Origin of the sequence: Streptococcus pseudopneumoniae, from assembly GCF_038148955.1 — a bacterium.
In the GTDB taxonomy this organism is placed as follows: domain Bacteria; phylum Bacillota; class Bacilli; order Lactobacillales; family Streptococcaceae; genus Streptococcus; species Streptococcus pseudopneumoniae_T.
On the sequence record NZ_JBBJZY010000023.1, the window covers coordinates 1 to 14,993 of the forward strand.

Consider the following 14,993-nt stretch of genomic DNA (forward strand, 5'->3'; position numbering starts at 1 on the left):
CAAAAAAGGGGGCGAGTAAGTAATACTCAATGAAAATCAAAGAGCAAACTAGGAAGCTAGTCGCAGGTTGCTCAAAACACTGTTTTGAGGTTGTAGATAATACTGACGAAGTCAGCTCAAAACACAGTTTTGAGGTTGTGGATAGAACTGACGAAGTCAGCTCAAAACACCGTTTTGAGGTTGCAGATAGAGCTGACGAAGTCAGTATCATATACATACGGTAAGGCGACGCTGACGTGGTTTGAAGAGATTTTCGAAAAGTATAAAATAGATTGAATTTAGAATAGTCCACCGAGTTTTATAAAACATTGTTAGAAATTGGTTTGAACTCCGTAATCAAGTTGTTCTGTTTTTATTTTATTTAATTAGATTTTCCCAACTTTTTAATTCAAGCTAAAAATCCCCAATCGTAGCGATTGAGGATTAAGCAAATGAATATTAAACAATACCTTGGGCGATCATAGCATTTGCTACATTTTCAAAGGCAGCAATGTTTGCTCCTGCAAGGTAGTCTTTATCAAGACCGTATGTTTCTGAAGTCGTTTTAGCTGTGTTGAAGATGTTTGTCATGATGTCTTTGAGACGTCCATCAACTTCTTCACGAGTCCATGAGAGGCGAAGACTGTTTTGGCTCATTTCAAGGGCTGAAACGGCTACACCACCAGCGTTGGCAGCTTTGGCAGGTCCGTAGAAGATACCATTTTCTTTGTAAACTTTGATGGCATCAAGGTCGCTTGGCATGTTGGCACCTTCAGATACACAGATAACGCCTTGAGCAACCAAGCGTTTAGCGGCTTCGCCATTGATTTCGTTTTGAGTAGCACATGGAAGAGCGATGTCATAGTTTCCAGCATAAGTCCATACAGAACCTTCATGATAAGTAGCAGTTGCTTTTTCAGCAGCATACTCAGTCAAACGAGCGCGACGTTTTTCTTTAACATCTACCAAAAGATCAAAGTCGATACCATTTTCATCGATGACATAGCCGTTTGAGTCAGATACAGAGATGACAGTTGCACCAAGTTCAGTTGCTTTTTGAAGAGCGTATTGAGCCACGTTACCAGAACCTGAAATAACGACTTTCTTACCAGCAAAGCTGTTACCGTTAGCTTTCAGCATTTCTTCAGTATAGTAAACCAAACCGTAACCAGTTGCTTCTGGACGAATCAAGCTACCACCAAATCCAAGAGGCTTACCAGTCAAGACACCAGCGTCAAATTGGTTAAGGCGTTTGTATTGACCGTAAAGGTAACCAATCTCACGTCCACCAACACCGATATCACCAGCGGGTACGTCAAGTGATGGTCCGATGTGTTTTTGCAATTCAGTCATGAAGCTTTGGCAGAAGCGCATCACTCCGGCATCTGTTTTACCTTTAGGATCGAAGTCTGATCCACCTTTACCTCCACCGATAGGAAGTCCAGTCAAGACGTTTTTAAAGATTTGTTCAAATCCGAGGAATTTCAAAATCCCTTGGTTTACAGTTGGGTGGAAACGAAGTCCGCCTTTGTATGGTCCAACAGCTGAGTTGAATTGAACACGGTAGCCACGGTTTACTTGAACTTTTCCATCACGGTCAACCCAAGGAACACGGAAAGAAATCACGCGCTCTGGCTCAGTAATACGTGCCAAGATATTTTCTTCGATATACTCAGGGTGTTTTTCAAATACAGGTTCCAAAGTGTTGAAAAATTCTTCAACAGCTTGGAGGAATTCAGCCTCGTGCCCGTTACGAGCTTTTACAGTTTCGAACACGCTTTGGATATATTCTTTAGCAGATGTCATATCGTTCTCCTTAAATTCTAATTTAATTATGTGTGTCATTATAGCAGAATTTTTTTAAACTGTAAAGAGAAAAACAAAAATTTTCTAAAAATTCTTTCAATTTAGTTTTTGAGATTTTTTGAAAATAGATAAAAAACGAACCTTTTTCTTGGAAATATCTTTCTCAAAGAGAAAATGTGAAAATATGGTATAAGAAAAGAAAATGTTTAGCAATTCAGAAATCACTTGTTAATTTATCCGTGATATGTTAGATTTGCCAGTAAAACTATGACCATTTTGGAGGAAAGCAATATTTACATCTCCTTATTCAGGGCAGGATTTTCTATACAAGTATAGATGCCTTGCTGGAGTTGGATCATGGAACCCAAGCGGTTATTGAGATTTAGAACTATCATCGGAATTTTTTCATTAGACTTGTTCGGTAACCATAAAGTACTATACTATCCATGAACAAGCCCCAGAAAAAGTAGCTTTATTTCTTAAGAATTTTAATAGTTTAAAGCACCTAGCACCTGTTTATATTGATGAAACAGGATTCGATACTTATTTTTATCGAGAATATGGTCGCTCATAAAAAGGTCAGATAATAAGAAGGTAAGGTATCTGGAAGAAGATATCAGAGGATTTCTTTGGTTGCAGGGCTAACAAATGGGGAGTTAATCGCTCCAATGACTTACCAAGAAACGATGACGAGCGACTTTTTTGAGGCTTAGTTTCAGAAATTTCTCTTACCAACATTAACCACACCATCGGTTATTATTATGGATAATGCAAGATTCCATAGAATGGGGAAGATAGAACTCTTGTGTGAAGAGTTTGGGCATAAACTTTTACCTCTTCCTCCCTACTCACCTGAGTACAATCCTATTGAGAAAACATGGGCTCATATCAAAAAGCACCTCAAAAAGGTATGAGCAACTTGCAGTACTTTTTACGAGGTGCTTTTGTCTTGTTCTTGTTTCAGTTTGTTATAAACGCCTAAGATAAGAGCTATACTAGGTAAATAAAAATCTCTATACTATCTGAAAGTGAAGATTACTCACTGTGAGATAGTATAGAGTCTTTTTGTTGTAGTTAAATTATCCTACCCACTCCCCATTGTAATTAACACGGTAACCGTCAGGTGTAGTCGTATTGATTGCGAGTGCGCCAGAGCTATAGGCATAGTACCATTTACCAGATACTTTCATCCAGCCAGTTTTCATAGCACCTGACTGGTCAAGATAATACCATGAACCATTATCGTTGAGCCAACCAGTCTTCATAGCGCCTGAACCGTCGAGATAGTACCAATTACCGTCTTTCACCCAGCCTGTTTGCATCCAACCAGAGTTGTCAAAGCGATACCAAGTTCTATTTATTTTTTCCCATCCATTACTCGTGTATGAGCCGTCATTGTGTTTAAACCACCAACGTCCGTTTGATTGAATCCAACTTCCGAAGTATTGGGAATGATTGAACCAACTTCTTAGTCGATTAAGAAATTCGGCAGGGTCATTGGTCTCATCGTCTAGTTTCTGACTTGAATTTGTATTTGTAGTTTTGGTTTTATGAGTTCCGATAGCCTTTAAGTCTTTGTCAAAAAGATTTGCCTTAGTCGCAAATGTTTGAGTCTGAGAAGAATTTGCTTCTGTATATTGAATGGCCTTTCCATAACCACCAGCTAATTCTTCAGAGCCACCAGATGCTGTTCCGAAACTTTGTGCAACGGTAATCCATCCATTTTGAGTGACAGGGTTTTCAAAGGCTGCAAGCCCCATATAGGTCAGCTTTGGATCAATTAAGGATTTATAGTGTCCAGTTTGACCCGTAACACTGACACCACTACGAGATTTAACATAATCGGCTTTTTCATCATACCATTGCTGGATGGCCTTCATAAATCCATTGTAGTTCCAAGCCAAATTTTCTGAAAGGGAGAAATTTCCTGCAGGCCAGGAAGTCCAAATATCCTTGCTAGACAAGCGTGTGTGATCAATGGTGATCGAAGCTTCTGCTGCACGAACGAAGGCTGTTTTTTCTAGTGCAGTTGACCATTTGATAGGAACATAGCTAGTAACTAGACCTTCGTCTGCTGCCTCTTTTCGAATGGCATTGATACGGTCTAAGATAGCCTGTTTATCTGGCGTTAAGAAAGTCCCTTCAATCCCAACTAGAGTAGTACCAGAAGAAGCACTAGTGACCTCAGAGTTTAATATATTGTAGGATTGACCATTGATTACTTGAGTGGAAACCAACCTATCATTAGCGGCTACTGATTGTGATGTAAGAGTTCCAGCACCTAACAAGGAAAGTACTAAAACTGTAGCAAGTGTGAACTTTTTAGTTTTATTGTTCATTTTGTGTCCTCCTATTTTTATTATAACATCTCTACTGGACAGAGTAAACTAAAATTCGGTATAGCTAGGGACTAGATTTATTTTAAATTTAGATGTTTGCAAAAATTTTTCTTAAATTTGGTGTATAATATAAATAGATGATTTTAATAAAACTACTCGACTTGTTCGATAACTATTTGAAGCGAGATTAGGTGTTCAGAAATTGAATTTTTAAGGTTCCCACTTAGTCATGCTTTTTAGGTTTCACATCTTTAAATAAGCTAAACACTTAAGCTAAACACTCTATGATGTCATATAAATTATAGCTTAGAGGATGTGGAACAAATCTTCCTCCATCAATGAAGTCAAAGAACTCAATAACACAGGGATTCCATTCCCCTAGAAAGGTTAAATAAATGAAATCATATAAGAAATTTACGATTCTTGCTCTGGCTCTTCTTGGATTTACTAGCCAAACAGTTTTAGCTAATGACGCTAGTCATCCTACGAATAACTCTATCTCTAGTTCAACTACTAGCTCTGCAAGTACTTCTCAAGCAGATACAGAGAACCAGCCAACTCTTCCTACTGAGTCTAAGCTACAAACTGGTTGGGTAAAAGAAGATGGGAAGTGGGCTTATTATAGTCAAACGGGTGTCAAATTTACAGATACTCTCTATGAGGGCTACCTATTTGATAAGAATGGTTACTTACTTGAAAATAGCTGGTATCAGATGGCTAACAAGTGGTACTACGCCAATGGCTCAGGAAAATATCTGTCTAACCAATGGAGTCAAATCAATGGTAAATGGTATGCATTTGATCAAAATGGTGTCATGATAGCTAATACCTGGAAGGGAAATTATTACCTGAAATCCAGTGGGGCTATGGCAGATAAAGAATGGGTGTACGATCCTAACTACTCTAGCTGGTTTTATCTCAAGTCAGGTGGGCATTATGCTGAGCAGCAATGGGTTGGCTCTTACTATCTAAAATCTGGTGGCTACATGGCTCACAAAGAGTGGCTTTATGATCAAGATTATCAAGCTTGGTATTATCTTAAAGAAGATGGCGTTTATGTCACTGGAACTTATACTATTGATGGAAGTAGTCATTTTTTCAAAGATAATGGTAAATGGGTGCAAGAACTTCCAAAAGGATTTGAAAAGGGGCGCTATAGTAAAACTATCTTCCTAGATCCTGGGCATGGTGGACGTGATTCGGGCGCTTACTATTATGGAATAGCTGAAAAAGATTTGAATCTACAGGTCTCTCGTAAATTACGGAAACGTTTAGAAGAACTTGGCTATACAGTTTTAACATCTCGTGATAGTGATGTGGATGTTGACTTTGTGACGGAGCGTTCTCGTATGGTCAATAAAACGAATGCAGACTTCTTTATTAGTATTCATTTTAACGCTACTGGGAATGACACAACACTGAATCTGGGAATACAGACTTATTCTTATAAGGAAGATGCAGGTTACCCGAGCAAGATTAACCAGTACTGGCATAATAATCCAGACCGTATAAGTGAAAGTAATCGTTTGGCAGCAGATCTTCATTCATCTCTCTTGGCCGAGACAGGAGCTAGAGATGCTGGACTTCTGCAAGCTACCTTCGCTGTTCTTCGTGAGACTGCGAAACCTGCTGTGTTATTAGAGTTGGGTTATATGGATAATTCAGAAGAAAACCAACGAATCCGTAGTGACCAATACCAAGATAAGTTGGTTGAAGGTATTATTAAAGGAATTCAAAAATATTACGCTGGAAATTAAGAAACTAGATCAAACTAAGCTTTGGAGATTGTCCTAGGCTTAGTTTTTTATTGGTAAGGAACTGAGAATCAAGATAAGGAAGAGTAAATCTGCTCTAATAAAAAAACTTTGTACTCTGGAAGCTATTGTGTGGCTAGCTAGAGTGCAAAGTTTTTTGAGTTTTTAGTTAAAACGAAGACTAAGTACAAGGTTATTAAGAGAGTGGTGGGCATTAAAATGATTTATTATTTTTGCTTTGTAGCAAGGTAACATAGTCACTTTTGGTGTGGAATAAGTGGGAAAGAAAAACAGTTTTTTGAGTTTGATCGATAAAGTAAAGCAAGATATATTGCCCTATAATTTTTCCTCGTGTTGGGTACTTACTGTTGATTTTTAGTCCGATTTTCTCATCAGCGTCAAAACCTGCTTCAGGAAAGATTTCTAAACTTTTTAAGCTGTCTAAAATTCTGGCTACAGTATTCTTAGCCGACTGGGGTGATAAAAGAACAGTGCTGATGTAGTTATGGATACTGTCAATTGCTTGACTCACTTCAGTAGATAGAATCACTTTATAAGTCATATCGTAGCCTCATGTCATCTAGGGAAGTTCCTTGCCCGGATTCATATTCTCTTAAGGCGCGTTCAGATTGGGCTTGTAGCTCCTGAATCAATCGTTCACGGTGTAAATCTTCTGCGGTTTTTATTGGTAAATCCTGTTCGAGAACAATTTGCTCGATAAAAAGACTAATAGCATCCGTCATAGTCATTCCTTTTTCTTTGATGATAGCTCTAGCTTGTTCCATTGATGACTCATTGATTTTAAAATTGTATTGCTTAGTAAGTGATGTCGTCATGGTATATCTCCAATCTATACTATATATAGCTAGTATATATCTTTTATATTTTTTAGGCAAGAAAAAACTCTATACTTTTGAGTCTGGAACATGAAAACCGCAGTTAATTTCAAGAAAGAAAAAAGAACAGCCGAAGCTGTCTTTTTATCATTATTTGAGACCGTATTTTTTGTTGAAACGATCCACGCGTCCATCTGCTTGAGTGAACTTTTGACGTCCAGTGTAGAATGGGTGTGAGTCTGATGAAATTTCCACACGGATCAATGGGTAAGTTTCGCCTTCGAACTCAACTGTTTCGTTAGAGCGTTTTGTTGAACCGCTAAGGAATTGGTAACCAGTAGTTGTGTCCATGAAGACAACTGGGCGATATTCTGGATGGATATCTTTTTTCATTTTGCAATATTTCCTTTCTGCCATGGTCTCTTTGCGAGCCATAGATTGTTACTATACTAGTCTATCAGATTCTGAAAAGTTTGGCAAGTATTTTATCAGTTTTTAAGCAAGTTTTTTAACTTTTGGTAGATGATTTCGTTTTCTTCAAGACGATAGGAATTAGCACCGCTTGCTAGAGGGTGGCCTCCTCCATCATGTTCTTTGGCAATTTCATTGATAGGATGGATTTTACTGCGTAAGCGAACGCGGTAGTGGCCATCAGCCTGCTCTACAAAAATTCCCCAGAGACTTACACTGTCAATACGTCCAGGTGCACCGACAATGGCTGCAGTTTCAGCATCGGTGACATTGAATCGTTTTAAGATTTCCTGACTCAGGATAACACGCGCCGCACCATTTTCATCCACTTCCAGATGGTCGTAGATGTAGCCTTGAAGTTTAGCGATTTTGTAGCTCATAGTGTCCATTTTGTGAGTGAGAGCCGCAAAGTCAAAGTTCTGTTCTCTCAGAGAGGCAGCCAGACGGAGGGTCCGTGCAGTGGTAGAAGGGTAGAGGAAGCGGCCTGTATCACCAATAATTCCTGCAAAGAGTAACTCAGCAGCGCAATCTGACAAGGCCAGCTGGGTTGTTTCTGCAAATAGGGTAATCATCTCGCTAGCGCTGCTTGAACTAGTATCCACCCAAGATAGGTCACCGTATACATCATCATTTGGATGGTGGTCAATTTTAATGAGAAAATCACCTTGACTATAGCGTTTATCATCGATACGAGCGGTGTTAGCCGTATCACAGACGATGACAAGGGCTCCTTGGTAGGCACTATCTTCAACAGAATCCATTTCAGCCATCCAAGTAAGAGTTGGTTCATCAAAACCAACTGCTTTGATGGTTTTTTCTGGGAAATGATGTTTGAGAAGAGCTTTCAATCCCACCTGACTTCCCAAGGCATCAGGGTCTGGTTTCATATGACGGTGAATGATAATCGTGTCGTATTCTTTGATTTTTTCTAAAATTTGATGGCAAATGTCCATAAATAACCTCAATTCTTTCTCATTTCATTGTAGCACAAGAATTTTTATTTTTAAAATGAAAAAGATGTGATATAATGGAGAAAGATAAATTGAGGAGGACGATATGGCATTAGCAAAAATTGTATTTGCCAGTATGACCGGTAATACCGAAGAAATTGCAGATATTGTAGCAGACAAATTACGTGACTTGGGCTTGGATGTCGATGTTGATGAATGTACAACTGTTGACGCTTCAGACTTCTTGGAAGCAGACATCGCTATCGTTGCGACCTATACTTATGGTGATGGTGAATTGCCAGATGAGATGATGGACTTCTACGAAGACCTAGCAGATCTTAACTTGAATGGTAAAATCTACGGAGTGGTTGGTTCAGGTGACACCTTCTATGATGAATTCTGTAAGGCTGTTGATGACTTTGACCGTGTCTTTGTGTCAACAGGAGCAGAAAAAGGTTCAGAGTGTGTCAAAGTTGATCTTTCTGCTGAGGAGGAAGATATTGAACGCTTAGAACAATTCGCAGAAGAATTGGCTGCTAAAGTAGGATAAGTATAAAAGTGCGCTGATACAATCAATCAGTGCATTTTTCTTATCGTGAGTTGGGATTTTACTAGCCTATTTGGTGGCTTTTTGATACAATAATTCAAATAAAGGAGGAGACTGTATGGATTTAGATAGTATTCGTCAAGAAATTGATCAAATCGACGATCAAATTGTCAAACTGTTAGAAGAACGAATGCACTTGGTTGAGGGGGTAGTTGCATATAAGAAAGCTTCAGGTAAACCGATTTTAGATACCAAGAGAGAAGAAGTTATTTTTGAAAAGGTTAGAAGTCGTGTAGAGGACAAGCGCTATCAGGAAACTATTGTCGCGACTTTTTCTGACATACTCAAACGTTCACGTGATTATCAGGATCAAAATATCAAATGAAAAAAGAACAATTTTATCCGCTAGGGATTTTTCTAGCTGCTATGTTGGGCGGACTTGTCCGCTATCTAGTTTCCACTTGGTTACCAGCCAGTCCTGACTTTCCTTGGGGCACCCTTCTTGTTAACTATCTAGGCATTTTCTGCTTGGTTTATCTTGTTAAGGGCTATCTGGTCTATAAGGGGACTAGTAAGGGCTTGGTTTTAGCACTGGGTACAGGTTTTTGCGGAGGTCTAACAACCTTTTCTAGTCTCATGCTTGATGCTGTGAAACTACTGGATACTGGGCGTTATCTTAGTTTAGTTATGTATTTGCTTTTGAGTATTGGTGGAGGTCTACTCTTGGCTTATTTTCTAGGGAGGAAGAAATGGTAATCGTCTATCTTGCAATTGCTTGTGGCTTAGGAGCGCTCGTACGGTATTTCTTTTCCCGCTATAATCAAGCTTCTAAATTGCCACTCGGAACGCTCATAGCCAATCTTTTAGGTTGTTTTTTGATTGGATTATTCTACAATCATGTGGAATCTAAGGAAGTCTATGCTATTCTAGCGACGGGTTTTTGTGGAGGTTTGACAACTTTTTCGACCTTGAATGATGAACTTCAAAGACTGCTAAGTGATAAGAAGATATTTTATTCTTACCTGACTTTGACTTACCTAGGTGGTTTGGTTGCGATTTTTTTAGGAATTCTGCTATAAATTTCTTTACTTTTTTCTGGAAATTTGGTAAACTGTATCTTGTGTGTAATGGACGCACAAAAATACAGTTTATCCGCTGAGGAAGGTTCCTCAAGATTGACAAAGATAGGAGAATAAAATGAATCCATTAATCCAAAGCTTGACTGAAGGTCAACTTCGTACAGATATCCCATCATTCCGTCCTGGTGACACTGTTCGTGTACACGCGAAAGTTGTCGAAGGTAACCGTGAACGTATCCAGATTTTTGAAGGTGTTGTTATTGCACGTAAAGGTGCTGGCATCTCAGAAAACTACACAGTTCGTAAAATCTCTAACGGTGTAGGTGTTGAGCGTATCTTCCCAATCCACACTCCACGTGTTGAAAAGATCGAAGTTGTTCGTTATGGTAAAGTACGTCGTGCGAAATTGTACTACTTGCGTGCACTTCAAGGTAAGGCAGCTCGTATCAAAGAAATCCGTCGTTAATTCGACTAAAACTCTGCTTTTTCAGCAGAGTTTTTATCTAGCTCCCTTAGTTCAATGGATATAACAACTCCCTCCTAAGGAGTAGTTGCTGGTTCGATTCCGGCAGGGGGCATGTAATTAGATACTAAAAACCGCTCAGCTGAGCGGTTTTCGTCTATTCATACCCTTTTACAGTACCCATGTACGAATGGCATGGGCTACGCCGGATTCGTCATTTGTTTTGGTGATGTATTTGGCGATTTTTTTGATTTCTGGATTTCCGTTTTCCATGACAACGGGGTTACCAACGACTTCCAGCATAGCACGGTCATTTTCTTCGTCACCGATAGCCATTGTTTCATCTTTGGTCAATCCGAGTTTTTCAGCTAAGTGAGTAATAGCTGAACCCTTGTCCACATTCTTTTTAAGGAGTTCGAGGTAGAAAGGAGCAGATTTGTTGATGGAGTAGCGCTCGTAAAATTCGGCTGGTATCTTTTCAATGGCAGCATCGAGAATCTCAGGTTCATCGATGAACATACATTTGACGATTTCCTTGTCAGCCATTTCTTCAGGTGTACGGTAGAAGATAGGCATGCTGACGAGGGTTGATTCGTGCACTGTGTATTTTCCGATATTGCGATTGGCTGTGTAGATGCCGTCCTTGGTAATAGCGTGCATGTGGACACCGAGCTTACGACTGAGAAATTCCATATCCAGATAATCCTCGTAGGTCAAGGATTCGCTGATAATCTCATGGCCAGTAGCAGTTTCTTGGACAAGGGCACCATTGAAGGTCACAACATAGTCACCCTCGTCTCTCAACTGCAAGTCGTCTAGAAGTTTGGCAACACCTGCGATAGGGCGGCCAGTTGCAATGACGACTTTGACACCAGCTTCTTTGGCATCTTGGATGGCAGAAAAGACTTCAGGAGTGATTTCCTTTTGGCTGTTGACTAAAGTTCCGTCAATATCGACGGCGATTAGTTTAATACTCATAAATTTCCTCTTCTAGTTTTTATTTGGGGTAAAATGATCGTTCTCAATCAAGTGTAAAAATTGCTGGGTAATGCTTGCGAAGATACTGTTTTGGTCTAACATTTCTTTTGGGAAATAGAAACGATTATCTCCGTGGCGACTGCCAGCAAGGGATTGGACGATAGGAGACAGGCTAGAGAGTTCTGCCAGTTCTCCATTTTTTTGTAAGATCTCAATCTGTGTCCTTGGATTTTCAGATTCGGGACGATAGATATCATAAGGGAGGTCAAAGTTCTTATGAATGGCAGTATAGTAGTCGGGATCAAATCCGATGTCCTCAACCAATTTTCTCATGCTAGCAAGTTTGTCTTGGTCCTCTTGTGAAAAGGTAATGGATTTAAAGACCTTGCGGTTGACAAAGCGTTGCGATAAGTCAGCTAGAATCTTGTCAGTACTGGTCATCCAGAGTTGGAAGTAGGTATTCATCACACCATCATCCAGAGCCAGATAGTCAGACAAGGTCACATTTTTTTCAAAGAAAGGCAGGAGATGTGGAGAAGTTCGTGCAAAGAAGTCCTTGTCCTCAGGATAGAGTTCCTTGGCGCGCTTGAGGAGATTCTGTAGGAGAACTTCCATAGCACGTGTTGCTGGGTGGAAATAAACCTGCATGTACATCTGGTAGCGACTGAGGACATAGTCTTCAATGGCATGCATGCCATTGCGCTGAAAGGCAATCCCATTTTCGATAGGACGAATGACTCGGAGGATGCGAGTCAGGTCAAATTCTCCATAGGATGCTCCTGTAAAATAGGAGTCGCGCAAGAGATAGTCCATGCGGTCTGCATCAATTTGACTGGAAATGAGTTGCACGACCTGCTTGTTAGGATAGGTATGGTCAATGACACTGGCAACCTTTTCTGGGAAATCAGGTGCCACTTGTAGCAGGACTTGATGAATTTCCGTCTCAGGACTTTGGATAATCTCCTGAGTAATGGCTTCATGGTCTGTATCAAAGAGATGTTCAAAAGTATGGGAGTAGGCACCATGCCCAAGGTCGTGTAGGAGAGCAGCGGTCATGGTCAAGAGGGACTCGGCAGGATTCCATTCTTCTGGATATTTTTCTTCAAAAATCTCTGTGATGCGTCGTGCAATCTCATAGACTCCTAGACAGTGGGAGAAGCGGCTGTGCTCTCCACCGTGGAAGGTATAACTGGAAGTTCCTAGTTGCTTGATTCGGCGCAAGCGTTGAAATTCTTTTGTATTGATCAAGTCATAGATGATTTGATTATTGACATGGATGTAGTTGTGAACTGGGTCACGGAATACTTTTTCGTTCATATGACCATTATAGCAAAAAGCTAGAGTTTTTGGTAAAATAGTAGGACAAGAGACAAGAAAGAGGACCTGATGTGAAGATTCGGATGCGAAATAGGATTCAGTTTGATGAGCAGTTGGAAGTGATTGACCAGCTTTATGACGTGGAAGTGCATGAGAAGGGAGATTATAGCTATCTGCTTTTCTATAATGAGGAAAAGGAAAAAGTAGTGATTAAATTTCATGGTCAAGAACTGGTGATGACCCGTTTTTCCAATCCCAAGACCATTATGCGCTTTCTAAAGGATAGCGATAGTTTAGCCTATATTCCTACACCTATGGGTATGCAGGAGTTTATCATCCAAACGAGCCATTATCAAGTTGATGGGCAAAAGATTGAACTAGATTATCAACTACAAAATCAAGAGGGACATCCCTTTGCCAGCTATCAATTGGAAATTACTTGGGGCTAGTCTCTTATATTTCTCAAATTTAGCTAGCTATCTTCTTAGATTGACTTCCTAGTGTGGTAGATTAGGCTATTTTTTGGTATAATAAAAGTTATGGAAATCGAAAAAACCAATCGTATGAATGCGCTCTTTGAATTTTATGCGGCGCTTTTGACAGACAAGCAAATGAATTATATAGAGCTCTACTACGCTGATGATTACAGCCTCGCTGAGATTGCTGAGGAGTTTGGTGTCAGTCGTCAGGCTGTCTATGATAATATCAAGCGGACAGAAAAGATTCTGGAAGATTATGAGATGAAATTGCACATGTACTCGGACTACATTGTCCGTAGTCAAATTTTTGATCAGATTTTGGAGCGTTATCCCAAGGATAACTTTCTGCAGGAGCAGATAGAAATTTTAACAAGCATTGATAATAGAGAATAAGAGGAAGAAAAATGGCATTTGAAAGTTTAACAGAACGTTTGCAGAACGTCTTTAAAAATCTACGTAAAAAAGGAAAAATCTCTGAAGCTGATGTCCAAGAGGCAACCAAAGAAATTCGCTTGGCCTTGCTTGAGGCTGATGTTGCCTTGCCTGTTGTAAAGGACTTTATTAAGAAAGTTCGTGAGCGTGCAGTCGGGCATGAGGTCATTGATACCCTTAATCCTGCGCAACAGATTATTAAAATCGTTGATGAGGAACTGACAGCTGTTTTAGGTTCTGATACGGCAGAAATTATCAAATCACCTAAGATTCCTACAATCATCATGATGGTCGGTTTGCAGGGGGCTGGTAAAACAACTTTTGCTGGTAAATTGGCCAACAAACTCAAAAAAGAAGAAAATGCCCGTCCTTTGATGATTGCGGCGGATATTTACCGTCCTGCGGCTATTGATCAGCTGAAGACCTTGGGACAACAGATTGATGTGCCGGTTTTCGCTCTTGGGACAGAGGTTCCAGCTGTGGAGATTGTACGTCAAGGTTTGGAACAAGCCCAAGCCAATCACAACGATTATGTCTTGATTGATACGGCAGGTCGTTTGCAGATTGATGAGCTTTTGATGAATGAACTTCGTGACGTGAAAGCACTAGCTCAACCAAACGAAATTCTGCTCGTCGTTGATGCCATGATTGGTCAAGAAGCAGCCAATGTTGCGCGTGAGTTTAATGCTCAGTTGGAAGTGACTGGGGTTATCCTTACTAAGATTGATGGGGACACTCGTGGTGGTGCTGCCCTATCTGTTCGTCACATTACTGGAAAACCAATCAAGTTCACTGGTACAGGTGAAAAGATTACGGACATCGAAACCTTCCACCCAGATCGCATGTCTAGCCGTATCCTTGGTATGGGCGATATGCTCACTTTGATTGAGAAAGCTTCTCAGGAATACGATGAGCAAAAAGCCCTTGAAATGGCTGAGAAGATGCGTGAAAATACCTTTGATTTCAATGATTTCATTGATCAGTTGGATCAGGTGCAAAACATGGGGCCAATGGAAGACTTGCTCAAGATGATTCCAGGTATGGCTAACAATCCAGCCCTTCAAAACATGAAGGTAGATGAGCGTCAGATTGCTCGTAAACGTGCTATTGTGTCTTCAATGACACCTGAAGAACGTGAAAATCCAGATTTGTTAAATCCGAGCCGTCGTCGTCGTATTGCTGCAGGTTCGGGAAATACCTTCGTCGAAGTTAATAAATTCATCAAGGACTTTAACCAGGCTAAACAACTCATGCAGGGTGTTATGTCTGGAGATATGAACAAGATGATGAAGCAGATGGGAATCAATCCAAACAACCTTCCTAAAAATATGCCAAATATGGGAGGAATGGATATGTCTGCCCTTGAAGGAATGATGGGACAAGGTGGTATGCCTGAGTTATCAGCTCTCGGAGGAGCAGGAATGCCAGATATGAGCCAGATGTTTGGTGGTGGACTCAAAGGTAAAATCGGTGAATTTGCCATGAAACAGTCTATGAAACGCATGGCTAACAAAATGAAAAAAGCAAAGAAGAAACGCAAGTAAGACAAGGGAAGGCTGCAGG

At 40.2% G+C, this 14,993-nt stretch carries 18 protein-coding genes, 1 tRNA gene and 2 pseudogenes; 13 read left to right on the forward strand and 8 right to left on the reverse strand.

The window, feature by feature from the left end; all coding sequences use genetic code 11:
• Nucleotides 1–29 precede the first annotated feature (29 nt).
• Nucleotides 30–224: a hypothetical protein gene (locus WKI23_RS08190; RefSeq protein WP_368079573.1), complete on the forward strand. Its 195-nt coding sequence runs from the start codon at nucleotides 30–32 to the stop codon at nucleotides 222–224.
• 214 nt (nucleotides 225–438) lie between these two features.
• Here the strand turns inward: WKI23_RS08190 and gdhA are convergent, their stop codons facing one another.
• Nucleotides 439–1,785, reverse strand: coding sequence for an NADP-specific glutamate dehydrogenase (gdhA, locus tag WKI23_RS08195; protein ID WP_368079574.1), 1,347 nt, complete (start codon nucleotides 1,783–1,785; stop codon nucleotides 439–441).
• 430 nt (nucleotides 1,786–2,215) lie between these two features.
• Here gdhA and WKI23_RS08205 point away from each other — a divergent pair.
• Together WKI23_RS08205 and WKI23_RS09435 are read left to right on the forward strand one after the other, a co-directional pair.
• Nucleotides 2,216–2,699: pseudogene (locus WKI23_RS08205) on the forward strand (transposase); the annotation flags it as partial.
• Nucleotides 2,647–2,757 (forward strand): annotated as a pseudogene (locus WKI23_RS09435) (tyrosine-type recombinase/integrase); the annotation flags it as partial. The pseudogenes WKI23_RS08205 and WKI23_RS09435, both read left to right, overlap by 53 nt.
• Before the next feature lie 107 nt (nucleotides 2,758–2,864).
• Here the strand turns inward: WKI23_RS09435 and WKI23_RS08210 are convergent.
• Entirely contained in the window at nucleotides 2,865–4,124 is a 1,260-nt protein-coding gene (locus WKI23_RS08210; protein ID WP_368079575.1) for an N-acetylmuramoyl-L-alanine amidase family protein, read from the reverse strand.
• A 395-nt stretch (nucleotides 4,125–4,519) separates the two neighbouring features.
• Here WKI23_RS08210 and WKI23_RS08215 point away from each other — a divergent pair, with 395 nt between their 5' ends.
• Complete coding sequence (locus WKI23_RS08215) at nucleotides 4,520–5,881, forward strand: N-acetylmuramoyl-L-alanine amidase (protein WP_368079576.1); 1,362 nt, start codon at nucleotides 4,520–4,522, stop codon at nucleotides 5,879–5,881.
• 211 nt (nucleotides 5,882–6,092) lie between these two features.
• Here WKI23_RS08215 and WKI23_RS08220 read toward each other — a convergent pair whose 3' ends face one another.
• The 4 genes from WKI23_RS08220 to WKI23_RS08235 form a co-directional block, all read right to left on the reverse strand.
• Nucleotides 6,093–6,440, reverse strand: a complete 348-nt coding sequence (locus tag WKI23_RS08220; RefSeq protein ID WP_083977813.1) for a type II toxin-antitoxin system RelE/ParE family toxin — start codon at nucleotides 6,438–6,440, stop codon at nucleotides 6,093–6,095.
• A complete protein-coding gene (relB, locus tag WKI23_RS08225; RefSeq protein ID WP_023941319.1) occupies nucleotides 6,430–6,714 on the reverse strand; it encodes a type II toxin-antitoxin system RelB/ParD family antitoxin in 285 nt (94 codons plus the stop codon). Before relB ends, WKI23_RS08220 begins: the two co-directional genes overlap by 11 nt.
• A gap of 150 nt (nucleotides 6,715–6,864) precedes the next feature.
• Entirely contained in the window at nucleotides 6,865–7,107 is a 243-nt protein-coding gene (locus WKI23_RS08230; RefSeq protein WP_000710764.1) for a type B 50S ribosomal protein L31, read from the reverse strand.
• 95 nt (nucleotides 7,108–7,202) lie between these two features.
• Nucleotides 7,203–8,138 (reverse strand): bifunctional oligoribonuclease/PAP phosphatase NrnA, encoded by a 936-nt coding sequence (locus WKI23_RS08235; protein ID WP_368079577.1) that lies wholly within the window; start codon nucleotides 8,136–8,138, stop codon nucleotides 7,203–7,205.
• 103 nt (nucleotides 8,139–8,241) lie between these two features.
• Between WKI23_RS08235 and WKI23_RS08240 the strand changes: the two genes are divergently transcribed.
• The 6 genes from WKI23_RS08240 to WKI23_RS08265 all read left to right on the forward strand — a co-directional run bounded on the left by WKI23_RS08240 (nucleotide 8,242) and on the right by WKI23_RS08265 (nucleotide 10,339).
• Complete coding sequence (locus WKI23_RS08240; protein ID WP_001162128.1) at nucleotides 8,242–8,685, forward strand: flavodoxin; 444 nt, start codon at nucleotides 8,242–8,244, stop codon at nucleotides 8,683–8,685.
• A gap of 115 nt (nucleotides 8,686–8,800) precedes the next feature.
• Complete coding sequence (locus tag WKI23_RS08245) at nucleotides 8,801–9,067, forward strand: chorismate mutase (RefSeq protein WP_049500393.1); 267 nt, start codon at nucleotides 8,801–8,803, stop codon at nucleotides 9,065–9,067.
• Complete coding sequence (crcB, locus tag WKI23_RS08250; RefSeq protein WP_368079578.1) at nucleotides 9,064–9,438, forward strand: fluoride efflux transporter CrcB; 375 nt, start codon at nucleotides 9,064–9,066, stop codon at nucleotides 9,436–9,438. Before WKI23_RS08245 ends, crcB (WKI23_RS08250) begins: the two co-directional genes overlap by 4 nt.
• Nucleotides 9,432–9,761 (forward strand): fluoride efflux transporter CrcB, encoded by a 330-nt coding sequence (gene crcB / locus WKI23_RS08255; RefSeq protein WP_368079579.1) that lies wholly within the window; start codon nucleotides 9,432–9,434, stop codon nucleotides 9,759–9,761. Before crcB (WKI23_RS08250) ends, crcB (WKI23_RS08255) begins: the two co-directional genes overlap by 7 nt.
• A gap of 118 nt (nucleotides 9,762–9,879) precedes the next feature.
• Complete coding sequence (rplS, locus tag WKI23_RS08260) at nucleotides 9,880–10,227, forward strand: 50S ribosomal protein L19 (RefSeq protein WP_001068669.1); 348 nt, start codon at nucleotides 9,880–9,882, stop codon at nucleotides 10,225–10,227.
• 40 nt (nucleotides 10,228–10,267) lie between these two features.
• Nucleotides 10,268–10,339: transfer RNA gene (locus WKI23_RS08265), tRNA-Arg, on the forward strand.
• 56 nt (nucleotides 10,340–10,395) lie between these two features.
• On the opposite strand, the gene yidA is transcribed toward WKI23_RS08265, so the two are convergent.
• Both yidA and WKI23_RS08275 read right to left on the reverse strand, forming a co-directional pair.
• Nucleotides 10,396–11,202, reverse strand: a complete 807-nt coding sequence (yidA, locus tag WKI23_RS08270) for a sugar-phosphatase (RefSeq protein ID WP_004261542.1) — start codon at nucleotides 11,200–11,202, stop codon at nucleotides 10,396–10,398.
• Between the two features lie 12 nt (nucleotides 11,203–11,214).
• On the reverse strand, nucleotides 11,215–12,519 hold the full coding sequence (locus tag WKI23_RS08275; protein WP_368079580.1) for an HD domain-containing protein: 1,305 nt from the start codon (nucleotides 12,517–12,519) through the stop codon (nucleotides 11,215–11,217).
• 71 nt (nucleotides 12,520–12,590) lie between these two features.
• Here WKI23_RS08275 and WKI23_RS08280 point away from each other — a divergent pair, with 71 nt between their 5' ends.
• The 3 genes from WKI23_RS08280 (at nucleotide 12,591) to ffh (ending at nucleotide 14,974) form a co-directional block, all read left to right on the forward strand.
• Nucleotides 12,591–12,968: a DUF1934 domain-containing protein gene (locus WKI23_RS08280; protein WP_261061204.1), complete on the forward strand. Its 378-nt coding sequence runs from the start codon at nucleotides 12,591–12,593 to the stop codon at nucleotides 12,966–12,968.
• Nucleotides 12,969–13,058: 90 nt separating this feature from the next.
• The gene (locus tag WKI23_RS08285; protein ID WP_000402071.1) at nucleotides 13,059–13,391 is read left to right on the forward strand and encodes a putative DNA-binding protein; all 333 of its coding nucleotides are present in this window, start codon (nucleotides 13,059–13,061) and stop codon (nucleotides 13,389–13,391) included.
• Between the two features lie 11 nt (nucleotides 13,392–13,402).
• The gene (ffh, locus tag WKI23_RS08290; RefSeq protein WP_368079581.1) at nucleotides 13,403–14,974 is read left to right on the forward strand and encodes a signal recognition particle protein; all 1,572 of its coding nucleotides are present in this window, start codon (nucleotides 13,403–13,405) and stop codon (nucleotides 14,972–14,974) included.
• Nucleotides 14,975–14,993: the final 19 nt, after the last annotated feature.

Excerpts from the sequence above, each read along its gene's own strand:
- WKI23_RS08215 (WP_368079576.1), top strand. The coding sequence starts at position 4,520 with ATGAAATCATATAAGAAATTTACGATTCTTGCTCTGGCTCTTCTTGGA.
- WKI23_RS08235 (WP_368079577.1), bottom strand. The coding sequence starts at position 8,138 with ATGGACATTTGCCATCAAATTTTAGAAAAAATCAAAGAATACGACACG.
- WKI23_RS08210 (WP_368079575.1), bottom strand. The coding sequence starts at position 4,124 with ATGAACAATAAAACTAAAAAGTTCACACTTGCTACAGTTTTAGTACTT.
- WKI23_RS08190 (WP_368079573.1), top strand. The coding sequence starts at position 30 with ATGAAAATCAAAGAGCAAACTAGGAAGCTAGTCGCAGGTTGCTCAAAA.
- WKI23_RS08285 (WP_000402071.1), top strand. The coding sequence starts at position 13,059 with ATGGAAATCGAAAAAACCAATCGTATGAATGCGCTCTTTGAATTTTAT.
- ffh (WP_368079581.1), top strand. The coding sequence starts at position 13,403 with ATGGCATTTGAAAGTTTAACAGAACGTTTGCAGAACGTCTTTAAAAAT.
- WKI23_RS08220 (WP_083977813.1), bottom strand. The coding sequence starts at position 6,440 with ATGACTTATAAAGTGATTCTATCTACTGAAGTGAGTCAAGCAATTGAC.
- WKI23_RS08275 (WP_368079580.1), bottom strand. The coding sequence starts at position 12,519 with ATGAACGAAAAAGTATTCCGTGACCCAGTTCACAACTACATCCATGTC.
- gdhA (WP_368079574.1), bottom strand. The coding sequence starts at position 1,785 with ATGACATCTGCTAAAGAATATATCCAAAGCGTGTTCGAAACTGTAAAA.
- WKI23_RS08240 (WP_001162128.1), top strand. The coding sequence starts at position 8,242 with ATGGCATTAGCAAAAATTGTATTTGCCAGTATGACCGGTAATACCGAA.
- relB (WP_023941319.1), bottom strand. The coding sequence starts at position 6,714 with ATGACGACATCACTTACTAAGCAATACAATTTTAAAATCAATGAGTCA.
- yidA (WP_004261542.1), bottom strand. The coding sequence starts at position 11,202 with ATGAGTATTAAACTAATCGCCGTCGATATTGACGGAACTTTAGTCAAC.
- crcB (WP_368079578.1), top strand. The coding sequence starts at position 9,064 with ATGAAAAAAGAACAATTTTATCCGCTAGGGATTTTTCTAGCTGCTATG.
- crcB (WP_368079579.1), top strand. The coding sequence starts at position 9,432 with ATGGTAATCGTCTATCTTGCAATTGCTTGTGGCTTAGGAGCGCTCGTA.
- rplS (WP_001068669.1), top strand. The coding sequence starts at position 9,880 with ATGAATCCATTAATCCAAAGCTTGACTGAAGGTCAACTTCGTACAGAT.
- WKI23_RS08245 (WP_049500393.1), top strand. The coding sequence starts at position 8,801 with ATGGATTTAGATAGTATTCGTCAAGAAATTGATCAAATCGACGATCAA.
- WKI23_RS08230 (WP_000710764.1), bottom strand. The coding sequence starts at position 7,107 with ATGAAAAAAGATATCCATCCAGAATATCGCCCAGTTGTCTTCATGGAC.